The following is a 16,325-nucleotide window of genomic DNA, read 5'->3' as shown; positions in this document are numbered from 1 at the left end:
TGGTGATTCGCTTAGTGCCTGACAACGCGGCGTATATTAGGGGCACTCTTGAAACCGTGCAAGCGTTTTTTTCAAAAATTTCAGCAAGTTATGAAAAAAACTGGCGAGGGCCTGATTTTGCGGGGTTTGGCTGGCCCTCTTCGCCGGCAAGCCGGCTCCCACAAGGGGCCGCGTTGGCTTCAGACACACAGCGGCCATAAAAAAGCCCCGCAGGTGCGGGGCTGATTTTTGCAGCGGATGGATCAGGCAAACACGATTTCTTCGCCTTCTACCTTGGCGGTGATCGCCGAGCCCGGCAAGAATTTGCCAGCCAGGATCATCTGCGCCAGCGGGTTCTCGATCCAGCGCTGGATCGCCCGCTTCAGCGGCCGTGCGCCATACACCGGGTCGTAACCCACCGCGATCAGCTTGTCCAAGGCTTCCGGGCTGAGGTTCAGCGCCAGTTCGCGCTCGGCCAGGCGGCTGCGCAGGCGGCCAAGCTGGATTTCGGTGATACCAGCGATCTGCTCGCGGCCCAGGGGCTCGAACACCACCACTTCGTCGACCCGGTTGATGAACTCCGGACGGAAGTGCGAACCCAATGCGTCCATCACCGCCGCACGCTGAGCATCGCGATCGCCCACCAGTTCCTGGATCTGCGCCGAGCCCAGGTTGGAGGTCATCACGATCACCGTGTTGCGGAAGTCCACGGTACGGCCGTGGCTGTCGGTCAGGCGGCCATCTTCAAGCACTTGCAGCAGCACGTTGAAGACATCCGGGTGGGCTTTCTCCACCTCGTCCAGCAGTACCACCGAGTAAGGCTTGCGGCGTACCGCTTCGGTCAGGTAACCACCCTCTTCATAACCTACATACCCTGGTGGGGCGCCGATCAGGCGAGCCACGGAGTGTTTCTCCATGAACTCGGACATGTCGATACGCACCATGGCCTCTTCGGTGTCGAACAGGAACTCGGCCAGCGCCTTGCACAGCTCGGTCTTGCCCACGCCGGTCGGGCCGAGGAACATGAACGAACCACTTGGCCGGTTCGGATCGGACAGGCCGGCACGCGAGCGGCGCACGGCGTTGGCCACGGCAGTCACGGCTTCGTTCTGGCCGATCACGCGCTGGTGCAGCAGGTCTTCCATTTTCAGCAGCTTGTCGCGCTCGCCCTCGAGCATCTTGGCCACTGGGATGCCGGTCCATTTGGACACCACTTCGGCAATCTCTTCCTCGGTCACCTTGTTGCGCAGCAGCTGGTTCTCGGTCTTGCCGTGCTGGTCGACCATCTGCAGGCTGCGCTCAAGGTCCGGGATCACGCCGTACTGCAGCTCGGCCATGCGGCTCAGGTCGCCTTTGCGACGGGCAGCTTCAAGCTCCTGGCGGGCCTGCTCGATCTTTTGCTGGATCTGCGCCGAGCCCTGCACTTCGGCTTTTTCGGACGCCCAGATTTCTTCCAGGTCGGAGTACTCGCGCTCCAGGCGCTCGATTTCCTCGGTCAGTTTTTCCAGGCGTTTTTTCGCCGCTTCGTCTTCTTCTTTCTTGAGTGCCTGCGATTCCACTTTCAGCTGGATCAGGCGACGGTCGAGACGGTCGAGCACTTCCGGCTTGGAGTCGATCTCCATGCGGATGCGGCTGGCCGCTTCGTCGATCAGGTCGATGGCCTTGTCCGGCAGCTGGCGGTCGGTGATGTAGCGGTGGCTGAGCTTGGCCGCAGCAATGATGGCGCCGTCGGTGATGGCCACCTTGTGGTGCACTTCATAGCGCTCTTTAAGGCCGCGCAGGATGGCGATGGTGTCTTCCTCGCTCGGCTCTTCCACCAGTACTTTCTGGAAGCGGCGCTCCAGGGCGGCGTCCTTCTCGATGAACTGGCGGTATTCGTTGAGCGTGGTGGCACCGACGCAGTGCAGCTCACCACGGGCCAAGGCCGGTTTGAGCATGTTGCCGGCGTCCATGGCGCCCTCGCCTTTACCGGCGCCGACCATGGTGTGCAGCTCGTCGATGAACAGGATGATCTGGCCTTCCTGCTTGGACAGCTCGTTGAGCAGCGACTTGAGGCGCTCTTCGAACTCGCCGCGGTACTTGGCACCGGCGATCAGCGCACCCATGTCCAGCGCCAGCAGGCGCTTGCCTTTGAGGCCGTCGGGCACTTCACCGTTGATGATGCGCTGGGCCAGGCCCTCGGCAATGGCGGTCTTGCCCACGCCGGGTTCGCCGATCAGCACCGGGTTGTTCTTGGTACGGCGCTGCAGCACCTGCACGGTGCGGCGGATTTCGTCGTCACGGCCGATCACCGGGTCCAGCTTGCCTTCTCCGGCACGCTTGGTCAGGTCGACGGTGTACTTGTCCAAGGCCTGGCGCGACTCTTCGGCGTTGGCGTCATTCACCGCCGCGCCACCGCGCAGGTTGTTGATGGCGTTTTCCAGGGCCTTCTTGCTTACGCCCTGGCTCAGCAGCAGCTTGCCGAGCTTGCTGTTCTCGTCCATGGCGGCCAGCAGCACCAGTTCACTGGAAATGAACTGGTCGCCTTTCTGCTGGGCCAGGCGGTCGGCCTGGTTGAGCAGGCGCGCCAAGTCCTGCGACATGTTCACGTCGCCGGTGGGGTTCTGGATTTTCGGCAGCTGGTCGAGTTCTTTTACCAGTGCCTGGCGCAGGCTGTTGATGTCGAAGCCGACCTGCATCAGCAGCGGCTTGATCGAACCACCTTGCTGCTCGATCAGCGCCTGCAGCAGGTGCAGGGGCTCGATGGCGGGGTGGTCCATGCCAACGGCCAGGGACTGGGCATCGGAAATCGCTAATTGAAGCTTGCTGGTTAAACGGTCTATTCGCATGGGAGTACCTTCCTGTAAGGGCAGGTCGGAGCGATGGACAGCACCTTTAATGAAGAAACCTGCCTGAGATGACCTTATAGATAAGGCTGATTCTGGAAGATTCAAGCGTAGCGGGGTTGACCGAGGTCAGCCTGATGGATTAGCGGTGCCCCAATCGCCGGCAAGCCGGCTCCCACAAGAAGGCGCAAACTTCAAGAAAGGTGGGTACTGGTAGGAGCCGGCTTGCCGGCGATGAGGCCGGGCCTGTCAGCGAGGATCCAGCCAGACTAAAGAAGCAAACCGCCCACCCTGCGGGGTACGGCGATAGGAGAAGAACCGCTCATCGCTGACCGTGCAGTAGCCACCGCCATAAACCGCAGTCACACCGCGCGCCGCCAGGCGAATACGCGCCAGCTCATAGATGTCGGCCAGCAACTTGCCCGGCCGCTCACCGTCGACAAAGGCTCTGGCAGCCTCCGGGTGCACCGCCGTGAAGGCATCACGCACTTCCAGGCCTACTTCGAAGGCCTGCGGGCCGATGGCCGGGCCCAACCACACCAGCACTTCTTCAGGCGGCAAGGCCAAGCGGTCCAAGGTGGCTTCCAGCACGCCACCAGCCAGCCCGCGCCAGCCAGCATGCGCCGCCGCTACACGGGTACCGGCGCGGTCGCAGAACAGCGCTGGCAGGCAATCGGCAGTCATCACGGTGCAGGCGATGCCGAGCTGGTCGGTCCAGCTGGCGTCGGCTTCGGCGACCACGGACGGGTCGGCATCCGCCACCACCAGGCCATGCACCTGTTTGAGCCAGGCGGGCTGGATGGCGAATTCGTCGCTCAGGCGGCGACGGTTCTCGGTGACAGCCTGTGGCTCATCGCCCACATGGTCACCGAGATTGAAGGATTCGTAGGGCGGCAGGCTGATGCCGCCCTGACGGGTGGTGACGCAGGCGCGAACCGAGGCCGGGGCGGGCCAGTCGGGGAACAGCAGCGACTGCGCCAGGCCACTCATCCGACAAAGCTCTCGCGGTCCTGGTTGAGCAGCGACAGCAACCAGACGAAATCATCGGGCAGTGGCGATTCCCACTTCATGATTTCACCGGTAATCGGGTGAGCCAACGCCAGGAAACGCGCGTGCAGCGCCTGGCGCGGGAAGGTCTTGACCGCCTCGACCATGGTTGGGCTGGCAGCCGGTGGAATGCGGAAGCGCCCACCGTACGTCTGGTCGCCGACCAGCGGGAAACCAACATGGGCCATGTGCACACGAATCTGGTGAGTACGGCCGGTTTCCAGCTTGACCCGCACGTGGGTGTGGGAGCGGAAGCGCTTGAGCACGCGGTAGTGGCTGACCGCCGGCTTACCGCCGTCGGTGACTGCCATGCGCTGGCGCATACCGCCGTGGCGGCCGATCGGGGCATCGATCTTGCCACCGGCCGTTACCACACCAATCACGATGCACTCATAGATGCGGCTGACTTTACGGCTTTGCATCTGCTCGACCAGCTTGGTCTGCGCTTGCAAGGTCTTGGCCACCACCATCAGGCCGGTGGTGTCTTTGTCCAGGCGATGAACGATACCGGCGCGCGGCACGTTGACGATATCTGGCACGTGGTGCAGCAACGCATTGAGCAGCGTACCGCTGGCATGACCGGCGGCCGGGTGCACAACCAGCCCGGCGGGCTTGTTGATGACCATGATATGTTCGTCTTCGTAGACGATATCCAGCTCGATATCTTCGGCGATCCACTCGCCCTGGGCCTCTTGCTCGGCCTCCAGCGCCAGCAGCGAGCCACCATGGACGGTATCTCGAGGGCGCACGACGGCGCCATCGACCGTCAGGCGGCCCTCTTTGATCCACGTAGTAAGCCGCGAACGCGAGTACTCGGCGAACAATTGGGCGGCGACCTGGTCGAGGCGTTGACCGCCCAGTTCGGACGGTACCTCTGCGCTAAGTTGAATGATCTCGGACATGCTCGATTCGGCGGGCGCACAGCCTTTGGTTTCGGCTGCGAGCTTGTGGTTAAATACGGCTTCTTTTGTCCCGGGGTTGGCCGGGGCGCTCATCATAACAGGACGGCACCGCCCAAGACAGCGGCCGTCAAAGGGACGCAAGCCGCCATGCAAGTGAAACACCTGCTGCTGATCGCCATCCTCGGGCTTACCGCGGCCTGTTCCTCTAATAAAGAGGTGATTGACGAGAACCTCAGCGAGGCCGAGCTGTACCAGCAGGCCCAGGCTGACCTGGACAACTCCAGCTACACCAGCGCCGTGAACAAGCTCAAGGCCCTGGAGTCGCGCTACCCGTTCGGCCGTTATGCCGACCAGGCGCAGCTAGAGCTGATCTACGCCAACTACAAAAACTCCGAGCCGGAGGCTGCCAAATCGGCTGCCGAGCGCTTCATCCGCCTGCACCCGCAGCACCCGAACGTCGATTACGCCTACTACCTCAAGGGCCTGACCTCGTTCGACCAGGACCGTGGCCTGCTGGCGCGCTTCCTGCCGCTGGACATGACCAAGCGTGACCCGGGCGCCGCGCGCGACTCGTACAACGAGTTCGCCCAGCTGACCAGCCGCTTCCCCAACAGCCGCTACGCCCCGGACGCCAAGCAGCGCATGATCTACCTGCGCAACCTGCTAGCCTCCTACGAGATCCACGTCGCTGACTACTACCTGAGCCGCCAGGCTTATGTCGCTGCCGCCAACCGTGGCCGCTACGTGGTAGAGAACTTCCAGGAAACCCCATCGGTCGGCGATGGCCTGGCCGTGATGGTCGAGTCGTACCAGAAGATGCACCTGGACGAACTGGCCGCCACCAGCCTGGAAACCCTCAAGCTCAACTACCCTGACCACCCGAGCCTGGTCGATGGCGAGTTCCAGCCCAAGCAGACCGAGTCTGACGGCCGTGGCTGGTTGTCCAAGGCCACCCTGGGCCTGATCGAAACCGACGCGCCGCTGCCGCCGGGTGAAACCCGCGCCAACCAGGACGTGGTCCGCCAGTTCCAGGACGCCCGCGCCGAGACGCCGCAGGACCTGCTGCCGAAAGACGAAAACGGCGACCCTATCCTGCCGGAAGGCCCGAAAGAAGCCGAAAAAGACCGCTCGTGGTTCAGCTACATGACCTTTGGTCTGTTCGACTGATTCATCGTGGTACGAGAAAGGGAGGCCTTGGGCCTCCCTTTTTTTATGGCCGCGCCCTAGACTGTCGGCTTCTCCAATAGACAAGCTGGACACCATGGTTCGCCTACTTTTCTGGATCGCCCTGATCGCCGCCGCGTTCTGGCTGTGGCGCAAATTCAAGATCAGCCAGCAATCGCCATCCGGGCCGAAACTCGACGCGCCGTTGCAGATGGTGCGCTGCGCCCATTGCGGCGTGCACCTGCCCAATGACCGGGCGTTGCACCGGGGCAATGAGTGGTATTGCAGCCAGGCCCACCTGCAGCAGGGGCCTGGCCAATCGCGTTGATTCAGTGTGGGCCGCTTCGCGGGGCAAGCCCACAGTTGAAATGCATGCCTTCAGCGCGGTGACTACCTCTGGGAGCGGGCTTGCCCCGCGAAGAGGCCCGCGTTGATCATGCGATTAACCCCATCAGCCACTTGTCCCTCCCCGACCCTTTCGCACCATTTACGACCCCTCCCCCTCCGCCAGCATTGACCTACCCTGGCAAAATTCGCTAAATCCTATTTATCCGCATAAATATGAAAAATAGCGAAATGCTCAAACCCAAACGCAAGCGCCAGAAGTTGTCCGACGTGATCGTCGAATCGGTCAAGCGCTCGATCGTCACCGAAGCCTTGCACCCAGGCGACCGCTTGCCCACCGAGCGTGAGCTGATGGAGCACTTCGAATGCTCGAAAGGCACCGCCCGCGAAGCGCTCAAGGCGCTGGAAGTCGAAGGCCTGGTCAGCACCCGCACCGGCCCTGCCGGCGGCGCCTACCTGAACGAAGTCGGCACCGAACCGGCCAGCCGTGCCCTGCGCAACTACCTGCACTTCCAGCACCTGGACGGCGAGCAGGTGTACCAACTGCGCAAGGTTATCGAGGTGGAACTGGCAGTGTCGGTGATGGGGCAACTGAGCGAAACCGACTACGCCGCGCTGCAGGCCAACATCGATTTCTGCAGCGCCCCGGAAGACAGCGAAGAAGGCCAGCGCGAGCAACGCCTGGCAGAACTGGAGTTCCATACCCTGCTGGCCCACCGCTGCCCCAACCCGCTGCTGCGCTTCATGGCGGTGTTCCTCAACGACCTGCTGCGCGACCTGGTGGTGCTGAAGAAGGCCTACCTGCCCAAGCGCCAGCAGTTCGCCGCCGCCAACATCGACTACCACAAGCAACTGTTGCTGGCCCTGCGCGCCAGCGACGAGCCCGCCGTGCGCCGACTGATGCACGAGCACATGTGCGACGCCGAGCACCACATGACCGCGCTGGAAGGCGAGGTCGCCCGCAACTTTTTGCTGGAGTTCCCACACAACCACTGATCCGCCTGGACAGAGGCCTGCACACAGGCCCGGCCGCACCGCTTTGTCATTGCACTCCTGCCTAATAACCACAACCAAGGAGTTACTCATGCAAAGACGTACCCTGCTCAAGGCAGGCCTTGCCCTGGGTGCTTTCGGTAGCCTCCCCTTCGGGGCGCACCGGGCATTCGCCGACGAACCGCTGACCTTCTACGGGCTCAAATCCATGTCTGGCGCCTTCGCCAGCTACGGCAAGTACGCCGACATGGGTTCGCGCCTGGCCATCGCCGAGCACCCGCAACTGCTCGGCCGCCCGCTCAAGTACAAAGTCATCGACACCGAAGGCAACGCCGGCAAGGCGGTGCGCAAGGTACAGGAAGCCATCGGCCAGGATGGCGCACGCTTCTTCCAGGGCTGCACCCTGTCGTCCTCGGCGCTGGCCGTGTCGAAGGAAATCCACAAGGCAGGCGGTGTGTTCATGACGCCGGTCGGTGCCGACGAGATCACCGGCAAGGACTGCAACGCGTCGACCTTCCGTTGGTCGGTGCCCACCTATGGCGCCATCCGCGAGACGCTGATCCCGATGATTCGCCAGCTGCCGCAGGCCAAGCGCTGGTACACCATCACCCCGCAATACGTGTTCGGCGATGCGCTGCTGGACAACGCCCGCAAGGTGTTCGCCGAGTTTGGCGTGGAACACATCGGCAACAGCTACCACTCGCTGCAGGAACAGGAATTCTCCGGGTATCTGACCAACGCCATCGCCGCCAAACCCGACGTGCTGGTGCTGCTCAACTTCGGCAGCCAGTCGTCCAACGCTTTGCGCCAGGCGGTCAACTTCGGCATCAAGGACCGTATGAAAGTGCTGATGGTGTGGTCGGCCGGGCTCGACCAGTTCCAGGAGCTGGGCAGCGACGTGCTCGAAGGGGTGTACCTGGGCGCGCAGTACTGGCACCAGGTCGATACGCCCCTGAACAAACAGCTGGTCGCCGCCACCCAGAAGGCCTATGGCATCAACCCCAACTACCCGCTGGCGGCCGACTACATCGGCACCAAGGTCATGCTCGATGCCATCATCAAGGCCGGCAGCCTGGATGGCGCCAGCGTGTCCGCCGCCTTGCAGGGCATGCGCTTCCAGGGCCCTACCGGCGAAGAGCTGATCCGCCCCGGCGACCACCAGGTGCTCAAGGACTACTACCTGTTGCGCGGCAAGCCCCAGGGGCAGATGCGCGACGAGGACGACCTGGCCGAAGTCATCAGCTCGGGGCGCTCGTTCGTCGAAGTCGACCACACCGGTTGCGCCTTGGCCTGAAGCTGCGGCGTTAGTCAAAACCACTCGTACAGGCAGGCGCAGCGCGCACTGTCGAGGGCACACTCATGCTCGATTTGTACCTGTTCCAACTGCTCAACGGCCTGGGCCTGGGGATGATCTACTTCCTCATCGCCGTGGGCCTGACGATCATTTTCGGCCTGCTCAACTTCGTCAACTTCGCCCACGGCGCGTTCTTCCTGCTGGGCGCGTACCTGTGCTACACCGCCGTGGCGATCACCGGCAACTTCTGGCTGGCCCTGCTGATTGCCCCGCTGGTGGTCGCGGCGCTGGCCTGGGCGGTGGAGCGGTTGCTGATCAAGCGCATCTACCACTTGCCGCACACCTTCCAGATCCTCGTCACCCTGGGCATAGCGCTGATCATCCAGGAAGCCTCGGTGCTGATCTGGGGCCCGGTGGGCAAAAGCATCGCCGTGCCACCGGAGCTGCGCGGGGTGCTGATCGTCGGCGACTTCATCTACCCGTACTACCGCTTGTTCCTCATCGGCTTCGCGGCGCTGATCGGCCTGGGCCTGTGGCTGCTGCTGGAGCGCACCCGCTTTGGCGCGCTGGTGCGCGCAGGCAGCGAGAGCACCGAAACCGTGTCGCTGTTGGGCACCAACATCTTCCGCCTGTTCTCCCTGACCTTCGCCCTGGGCGTGGGCCTGGCCGGCGTGGCGGGGGTGCTGTTCGCACCGCTGCGGGGTGCCCAACCCTTCGTCGGCCCGGAAATCCTCGGCATCGCCTTCGTGGTGGTGGTGATCGGCGGCATGGGTTCGTTCGGCGGCGCGCTGGTGGGCGGCCTGCTGGTGGGTGTGGTGCAAAGCATGATGACCAGCCTCTGGCCGCAAGGCGCCAGCTTGATGATCTACGGCGCGATGGCGGCGGTGATCCTGGTCCGCCCCTATGGCCTGTTCGGGAGAGCATGACGATGAGCGAGAAGAACCCATTGCCCGTGAAGGGCCGCACCCCTGCCCTGCTGTTATTGGTGCTCGCCAGCCTGGTGGCGCTGCCGTTGATCTTGCCGTCGGCCACCCTGGCCACCGAGATCCTGATCTTTGCCTTGGCGGCGCTGGCCTGCAACCTGCTGCTCGGCTACACCGGCCTGCTGTCGTTCGGCCAGGGCATTTTCTTCGGCGTGGGCGCCTACGGCGCGGCGCTGCTGATGATTCACCTCAACTGGGGGATGTTCAGTGCGCTGCTCGGCGCGGCCGTGTTCGGTGCCTTCCTGGCGCTGCTGGTGGGGGCGCTGGCAATCCGCCGCAAGGGCATCTACTTCGTCATGCTGACCCTGGCCTTCAGCCAGATGGCGTACTTCCTGGCGTACACCTTGAGCGGCTGGACCGGCGGTGACAACGGCCTGCTCGACGTGCCGCGGCCGAACATCGAAATCGCTGGCCACGTGCTGGTCGACCTGGCCGACCCACGGCACTTCTATGTGTTTGTGGCGGTGCTGTTCCTGTTGATCTTCGCGGGCGCCCTGCGGGTGATCCGCTCGCCGTTCGGCAGCACCCTGCTGGCGATCCGCGAAAACGAGACCCGCGCCGCCGCCATCGGCTACGACACCCGCCACTTCAAGATCCTGGTGTTCATGATGTCTGGCGCCATCACCGGTATCGCGGGTGCGCTGTACGCGATGCTGCTGCACTTCGCGCCGCTGTCGAACATCGACCTGATGATGAGCGAGAACATCCTGATCATGACCATCGTCGGTGGCACCGGCTCGCTGTTCGGCTCCTTGCTGGGTGCGGGCGCCATCGTAGTGCTGGGCGATGTGCTCTCGGAGCTGTGGCCACGCTGGCTGATGCTGCTGGGGGCGATCCTGATCCTGGTGGTGGTGTTCATGCGTGGCGGCCTGTGGGGCGGCTTGGCCGAGTTGGGCAAGCGCCTGCAACCCGCGCGCACTGACGATGACAAGACAACGGCCAAGACCAAGGAGACCTTGTGATGAGCGATTACCTCCTGGAAACCCGCAACCTGGAGCTGGCCTACGGGCCGTTCAAGGCGGTGGCAGGCGTCGACCTGAAGGTCCGCGCCGGCACCATTCACACGGTCATCGGCCCCAACGGCGCCGGCAAGACCAGCCTGTTCCACTGCCTGACCGGCGAACGCCAGGCCACCAGCGGCAAGATCCTGTTCAACGGCCAGGACATCATCCGCAAACCGTCCCACGGCCGCGTGGCGCTGGGCATGGCGCGCTCGTTCCAACTCACCAGCCTGTTCCAGAACCTGTCGGTACGCGAGAACCTGCGCCTGGCCGCCCAAGGCCGCGATGGCCTGGGCGCGCTGAACTTCTGGCGCAGCGTGGAGCACAAGCGCAGCCACTGGAACACCGCCGATCAGGTATTGGAGCGGCTGAAGCTGACCGCACGCGCCGACACCCTGGCCGGCGAACTGTCGCACGGCCAGCAACGGGTGCTTGAGGTGGGCATGTCGATCTGCGCCAAGCCCACCCTGCTGATGCTCGACGAGCCGACCTCGGGCATGGGCATCGATGACATCCCGGTGATGACCGACCTGATCAGCGACCTGGGCCGCGACCATACCGTGCTGCTGATCGAGCACAACATGAGCATCGTCATGTCGATCAGCCAGCGCATCACCGTCATGAGCCACGGCCAGATCCTGGTCGAGGGCACACCGGAACAGGTGCGTAACGACGCCCGCGTGCGCACCGCCTACCTTGGAGAGGCCGCCTGATGCTCAACGTCGAATCGATCCATTCCTACTACGACAAGAGCCACGTGCTCGAAGGGGTTTCGCTGCAGGTCGGCGCCGGTGAACTGGTGACCCTGCTAGGGCGCAACGGCGCTGGCAAGACCACCACCTTGCGCAGCATCCTCGGCATCGTCCGGCCGCGCCAAGGGCAGATCAGCTTCAACGGCCAGCAGCTGGTCGGCCGCGAAATCTTCGACATCGCCCGCCAGGGCATCGCCCTGGTGCCGGAGCATCGCGGCATCTTCCGCCAGCTCAGCGTCGAGGAGAACCTGAAGATTGCCGTGCGCAAGGAAAGCCGCTGGCAGCTGGAAGACGTCTACACCCTGTTCCCGCGTCTGAAAGAACGGCGGCGCAACGGCGGTTTTGCACTCTCCGGCGGCGAACAGCAGATGCTGGCCATCGCCCGCGCCCTGCTCAATGACCCCAAGTTGCTGATCCTCGACGAGCCCACCGAGGGCCTGGCCCCGGTGATCGTCGATGAGCTGGTGAAGATTTTGCGCGGGATCAAGGGCGAAGGCCTGTCGATCCTGCTGGTGGAGCAGAACCTGATGGTCTGCGACGCCCTCGCCGACCGCCACTACGTACTGGAACAAGGCCGTGTCGCCTACCAGGGCAGCGCGGCGCAGTTCCGCGACGACCCGAGCATCAAGAACCGCTACCTGGCCCTGAGCGCCTGAAAGGAGAATGCCCATGAATACCCGCATCGATCCCTCGCAGCACTTGCTCGGCCAAGGTGCGTTGGTCAGCCGCGAGCGCCTCTGGCAATCGCTGATGGACCTGGCCAGGCTCGGCGCCACCGCCAAGGGCGGGGTGTGCCGCCTGGCCCTGACCGACCTCGACCGCCAGGCCCGCGACCTGTTCGTGCGCTGGTGCACCGAGGCGGGCTGCACGGTCAGCGTTGACGCCATCGGCAACATTTTCGCCCGGCGCCCCGGGCGTAACCCAGCCTTGCCACCGGTGATGACCGGCAGCCATATCGACACCCAGCCCACCGGCGGCAAGTTCGATGGTTGCTACGGGGTGATGGCCGGGCTGGAGGTGATTCGTACCCTCAACGACCTGCAGCTGACCACCGAGGCACCGCTGGAAGTGGTGGTTTGGACCAACGAAGAAGGCTCGCGCTTCCCGCCGTGCATGATGGGCTCAGGCGTGTTTGCCGGTAAGTTCGGCCTGCAGGAAACGCTGGACAAGGTCGATGACCAAGGCCTGTCGGTGGGCGCGGAGCTGACGCGTATCGGCTACGCCGGCCCCCGCGTACCCACGGGCCATGCGGTGGGCGCCTACTTCGAAGCGCACATCGAGCAAGGCCCGGTGCTGGAAGACCAGCGCACCACCATCGGCGTGGTCCAGGGCTGCCTGGGGCAGAAATGGTTCGACCTGGTGCTGACCGGCGTCGAGGCCCATGCCGGCCCAACGCCCATGCACCTGCGCAAGGATGCTCTGGTCGGCGCCGCCGATGTAGTGGCAGCGGTCAATCGTGTGGCCCACGCTCACCAGCCGCATGCCTGTGGCACGGTGGGTTGCCTGACCCTGCACCCCGGCTCGCGCAATGTCATCCCCGGCCAAGTGCACATGACGCTTGACCTGCGCCACCTCGACCCGGCCCACCTCGACGCCATGGTCGCCGCAGTGCGGGCGGCGATCGACGCCACCACGGCAAAACACGGGTTGACCTTCGAACTCACACCCACGGCTGACTTCCCGCCGCTGTACTTCGCCGAGCAATGCGTCGATGCCGTGCGCCAGGGTGCGCGCGAGCTGGGCTTGAGCCACATGGACATCGTCAGCGGGGCTGGCCACGACGCGATTTTCCTCGCCGAGCTGGGCCCGGCCGGCATGATCTTCGTGCCGTGCGAAGGCGGCATCAGCCACAACGAAATCGAAAACGCAGCGCCACAGGACCTGGCCGACGGCTGCGACGTGCTGCTGCGCGCCATGTTCCAGGCCGCCAACCAGGGAGCGCATTGAGATGACCGGCAAAACTGCCATCGGTGAACTGACCGCCGTCGAACTGCTCGAACTTTACCAGCGCCGTGAGCTGTCGCCTGTAGAGGTGATCGATGATGTGCTGACGCGCATCGATCAGCACAACCCGGCCGTCAACGCCTACTGCCATGTGGACGGTGAAGGCGCCCGCGCCGCCGCCCGCGCCAGCGAACAACGTTGGCAACGGGCTGAGCCGTGTGGCCGGCTGGACGGGGTGCCAGCGTCGATCAAGGACCTGACCCTGACCCGCGGCATGCCCACACGCAAGGGCTCACGTACCACATCGGGCGCTGGGCCGTGGGACGTCGATGCGCCCTTCAGCGCATTCATGCGCGGTGCCGGTGCAGTGCTGGTCGGCAAGACCACCACGCCGGAGTTCGGCTGGAAAGGCGTGACCGACAACCCGCTGTACGGCGTCACCCGCAACCCGTGGGACACACGCCTGACGGCAGGTGGCTCATCCGGCGGCGCGGCGGCTGCGGCGGCGCTGAACCTGGGTGTGCTGCACCAGGGCAGCGATGCCGGTGGTTCAATCCGCATACCTTGCGCCTTTACCGGCACCTTCGGCATCAAGCCCACATTCGGCTACGTACCGCAGTGGCCGTCCAGCGCCATGACCGTGCTCTCACACCTTGGGCCGATGACCCGCACCGTCGATGACTCGGTGCTGATGCTCGACTGTGTGGCCCGGCCCGATGCGCGTGATGGGCTGGCCGGTGCAGCCCGCCAGGCGCCATGGCTGGGCCAGGAGCAGGACCTCAGCGGGCTGCGGATCGCCTACAGCGCCGACTTCGGCTACGTGCAGGTCGACCCGCAAATCCACGCGCTGGTGGCGCAGGCGGTGCAGCGCCTGGCGCGGCTGGGGGCGCAGGTGGAGGAAGTCGACCCGGGCTTCGCAGACCCGCTGGAGACATTCAATACCCTGTGGTTTGCCGGGGCTGCTCGGCTGACCAGCGCCTTTACCGACGAGCAGCGGGAGCAGATCGACCCCGGGTTGCGCTGGATTGCCGAACAAGGGGCGCGGATCAGCTTGAGTGAATACACCCAGGCGCTGGAGGCGCGGGCCGAGCTGATTGCGCGGATGAATGCCTTCCACCAGCGTTATGACGTGCTGGTGTCACCGATGTTGCCGCTGGTGGCGTTCGAGGCGGGGCATAACGTGCCGCCGGGGTCGCGGATGGCGCAGTGGATGGAGTGGACACCGTTCAGCTACCCGTTCAACTTGACCCAGCAGCCGGCGGCTTCGGTGCCGTGCGGGTTTACCCGCGAGGGGTTGCCGGTGGGGTTGCAGGTGGTTGCGGGGCGGTTTGCCGATGAGCAGGTGCTGCGGGTGTGCAAGGTGTATGAGCAGCACTACCCGAGCCGGCATTTGCAGGCGCCGGTGGTGAGTTGAAGCCTTAGTTAGTTGCTGGCCCCACCGGCCCAATCGCCGGCAAGCCGGCTCCCACAGGTACAGCGCAGCACTTGAGAGCAATGCTGTCACTGTGGGAGCTGGCTTGCCGGCGATTGGGCCGCCAAGCGGCCCCGGCGATCTCAGCCCAGACGCCCGGCCGGGGCATACGGCGCGGGATCAATGATCGGCGCAGCGCCCGTCAGCAAATCGGTAAACAACTGACACGAAGCCGGCGCCAGCACCAACCCATTGCGGTAATGCCCGCAGTTCAACCACAACCCGTCATGCCCCGGCACAGGCCCGATATACGGGACACCTTCAGGCGACCCCGGCCGCAGCCCTGCCCAGTGCCCCACGACAGTCGCATCCTTGAGCGCCGGCAACAGCTCCACCGCCGAAGCCTTCAGGCTCGCCAGCGCATCCTCGGTCGGGGTTTTGTCGTACCCGGCATGCTCCAGCGTGCTGCCCACCAGGATGTGCCCGTCACGGCGGGGGATCGCGTAACGCCCCTTGGCCAGCACCATGCTCGGCAAGAAGTCCTCGGCGCACTTGAACAGGATCATCTGGCCCTTCACCGGCTCCACCGGCAGCTCAAGGCCTAGGGTGCGCAGCAGGTCGCCACTCCAGGCGCCAGCACTGAGCACCACTTCATCGGCCTGCAGCACGCCGTCTGCCGTCAGCACGCCGGTCACGCGCCCGCTATCCTCAACGAAGCCGGTGATTTGGCAGTGTTCACGCAAAGTCACGTTGGGCAATGCCAGCAGCACCGCCTTGAGCGCTTTCACCAGCCGTGGGTTGCGCACGTTGGCCACACCTGCCATGTGGATGGCGTGCTTGAAGCCTGGGCCCATTACCGGCACTGCGTCATAAACCGCCGAAATATCCACGGCACTGAGTGGCCGGCGCTCGCGTTGCGCCCACGCCAGGGCTTCGGCCTCGTCGTCCAGGTCGAGCCAGTACAAGCCGGTGGTATGCACTTCAGGGTCGATGCCGGTGCTGGCGAACAGGCGCTCGCCCAGCTGTGGATAAAAGTCCTGCGACCAGTGCGCCAGCGCAGTCACCGCCGGGCTGTAGCGCCAGGGGTACAGCGGCGAGACGATGCCGCCACCCGCCCATGAGGACTCACGGCCGACTTCGCCCTGGTCGCACACCACCACCTGGCCGACCTTCGCCGCCAGGTTGAACGCCGTCAGCAGGCCAATCACCCCGCCACCGACCACCACTACTTGCTTGCTCATCTGTCGATCCAACACCTGAAGTAAAACCGCGATGCACGGGCATCATTCAACCTTCAGCTTCCCCAGCAACGCTCGCTGGCCTCGCCGGCACCGGGATTGCTCTGCACGCCGGCCTGGTCGAGCTCAAAGTCGCCACAGCGATCGTCGGCCATCAGGCCATGCGGCAGCCGCCGAGCACGCAGCGTGAAGGTATCGCTGCCGCGCTGGGCCTGCAGGCTGTAATGACGGTTGGCAGTGGGCAACGCCGGGTCGCCCTCGGCGTATTGGCCGGTGCGCAGGCGATGGCGCTCCAGGCGCAGGGCTGCGTCATGCAGCAGGCCAACCACTTCGCTGCGTGCGGCTCGCCTGAGCTGGTCGCTGTAACTGGGGTAGGCAATGGCTGCCAGAATGCCGGTGACGGCCACGACAATCAACAACTCGATCAGGCTCAGGCCTTGCTGCATG

The 16,325-nt window shown here is 64.4% G+C and carries 15 protein-coding genes; 10 read left to right on the top strand and 5 right to left on the bottom strand.

The window, feature by feature from the left end:
* Nucleotides 1-242: 242 nt before the first annotated feature.
* From clpB to rluD, 3 genes are all read right to left on the bottom strand, one after another.
* Nucleotides 243-2,807, bottom strand: coding sequence for an ATP-dependent chaperone ClpB (gene clpB / locus ABEH27_RS23690; protein WP_346615899.1), 2,565 nt, complete (start codon nt 2,805-2,807; stop codon nt 243-245).
* Between the two features lie 246 nt (nt 2,808-3,053).
* A complete protein-coding gene (gene pgeF, locus ABEH27_RS23685; protein WP_346615898.1) occupies nt 3,054-3,794 on the bottom strand; it encodes a peptidoglycan editing factor PgeF in 741 nt (246 codons plus the stop codon).
* Entirely contained in the window at nt 3,791-4,753 is a 963-nt protein-coding gene (gene rluD / locus ABEH27_RS23680) for a 23S rRNA pseudouridine(1911/1915/1917) synthase RluD (protein ID WP_346615897.1), read from the bottom strand. Before rluD ends, pgeF begins: the two co-directional genes overlap by 4 nt.
* A 147-nt stretch (nt 4,754-4,900) precedes the next feature.
* Here rluD and ABEH27_RS23675 point away from each other — a divergent pair, with 147 nt between their 5' ends.
* From ABEH27_RS23675 to ABEH27_RS23630, 10 genes are all read left to right on the top strand, one after another.
* Nucleotides 4,901-5,920, top strand: coding sequence for an outer membrane protein assembly factor BamD (locus ABEH27_RS23675; RefSeq protein ID WP_346615896.1), 1,020 nt, complete (start codon nt 4,901-4,903; stop codon nt 5,918-5,920).
* A 94-nt stretch (nt 5,921-6,014) separates the two neighbouring features.
* Nucleotides 6,015-6,245, top strand: a complete 231-nt coding sequence (locus tag ABEH27_RS23670) for a PP0621 family protein (protein ID WP_346615895.1) — start codon at nt 6,015-6,017, stop codon at nt 6,243-6,245.
* Nucleotides 6,246-6,493: 248 nt separating this feature from the next.
* Nucleotides 6,494-7,258, top strand: coding sequence for an FCD domain-containing protein (locus ABEH27_RS23665; protein ID WP_346615894.1), 765 nt, complete (start codon nt 6,494-6,496; stop codon nt 7,256-7,258).
* Nucleotides 7,259-7,346: 88 nt separating this feature from the next.
* Nucleotides 7,347-8,549: an ABC transporter substrate-binding protein gene (locus tag ABEH27_RS23660; protein WP_346615893.1), complete on the top strand. Its 1,203-nt coding sequence runs from the start codon at nt 7,347-7,349 to the stop codon at nt 8,547-8,549.
* 65 nt (nt 8,550-8,614) lie between these two features.
* The gene (locus ABEH27_RS23655; RefSeq protein ID WP_232884943.1) at nt 8,615-9,475 is read left to right on the top strand and encodes a branched-chain amino acid ABC transporter permease; all 861 of its coding nucleotides are present in this window, start codon (nt 8,615-8,617) and stop codon (nt 9,473-9,475) included.
* A 2-nt stretch (nt 9,476-9,477) separates the two neighbouring features.
* Nucleotides 9,478-10,494, top strand: a complete 1,017-nt coding sequence (locus tag ABEH27_RS23650; RefSeq protein WP_346615892.1) for a branched-chain amino acid ABC transporter permease — start codon at nt 9,478-9,480, stop codon at nt 10,492-10,494.
* On the top strand, nt 10,494-11,246 hold the full coding sequence (locus ABEH27_RS23645) for an ABC transporter ATP-binding protein (protein WP_346615891.1): 753 nt from the start codon (nt 10,494-10,496) through the stop codon (nt 11,244-11,246). The genes ABEH27_RS23650 and ABEH27_RS23645 overlap by 1 nt, the downstream gene beginning before the upstream one ends.
* Nucleotides 11,246-11,941, top strand: a complete 696-nt coding sequence (locus ABEH27_RS23640) for an ABC transporter ATP-binding protein (RefSeq protein WP_346615890.1) — start codon at nt 11,246-11,248, stop codon at nt 11,939-11,941. The genes ABEH27_RS23645 and ABEH27_RS23640 overlap by 1 nt, the downstream gene beginning before the upstream one ends.
* Before the next feature lie 13 nt (nt 11,942-11,954).
* Nucleotides 11,955-13,232 carry a Zn-dependent hydrolase gene (locus ABEH27_RS23635; protein WP_346615889.1) on the top strand — a complete coding sequence of 426 codons (1,278 nt, stop codon included), beginning with the start codon at nt 11,955-11,957 and terminating at the stop codon, nt 13,230-13,232.
* A 1-nt stretch (nt 13,233) separates the two neighbouring features.
* Complete coding sequence (locus ABEH27_RS23630) at nt 13,234-14,643, top strand: amidase (protein ID WP_346615888.1); 1,410 nt, start codon at nt 13,234-13,236, stop codon at nt 14,641-14,643.
* Between the two features lie 140 nt (nt 14,644-14,783).
* Here the strand turns inward: ABEH27_RS23630 and thiO are convergent, their stop codons facing one another.
* A complete protein-coding gene (gene thiO, locus ABEH27_RS23625) occupies nt 14,784-15,881 on the bottom strand; it encodes a glycine oxidase ThiO (RefSeq protein WP_346615887.1) in 1,098 nt (365 codons plus the stop codon).
* 53 nt (nt 15,882-15,934) lie between these two features.
* A complete protein-coding gene (locus ABEH27_RS23620; protein WP_346615886.1) occupies nt 15,935-16,324 on the bottom strand; it encodes a type IV pilin protein in 390 nt (129 codons plus the stop codon).
* Nucleotide 16,325 lies beyond the last annotated feature (1 nt).

This window comes from Pseudomonas sp. P39-UII1 (genome assembly GCF_039672635.1).
In the GTDB taxonomy this organism is placed as follows: domain Bacteria; phylum Pseudomonadota; class Gammaproteobacteria; order Pseudomonadales; family Pseudomonadaceae; genus Aquipseudomonas.
The sequence above is the reverse complement of the archived record's forward strand: the minus strand, read 5'-3'. Positions and strand labels throughout refer to the sequence as shown.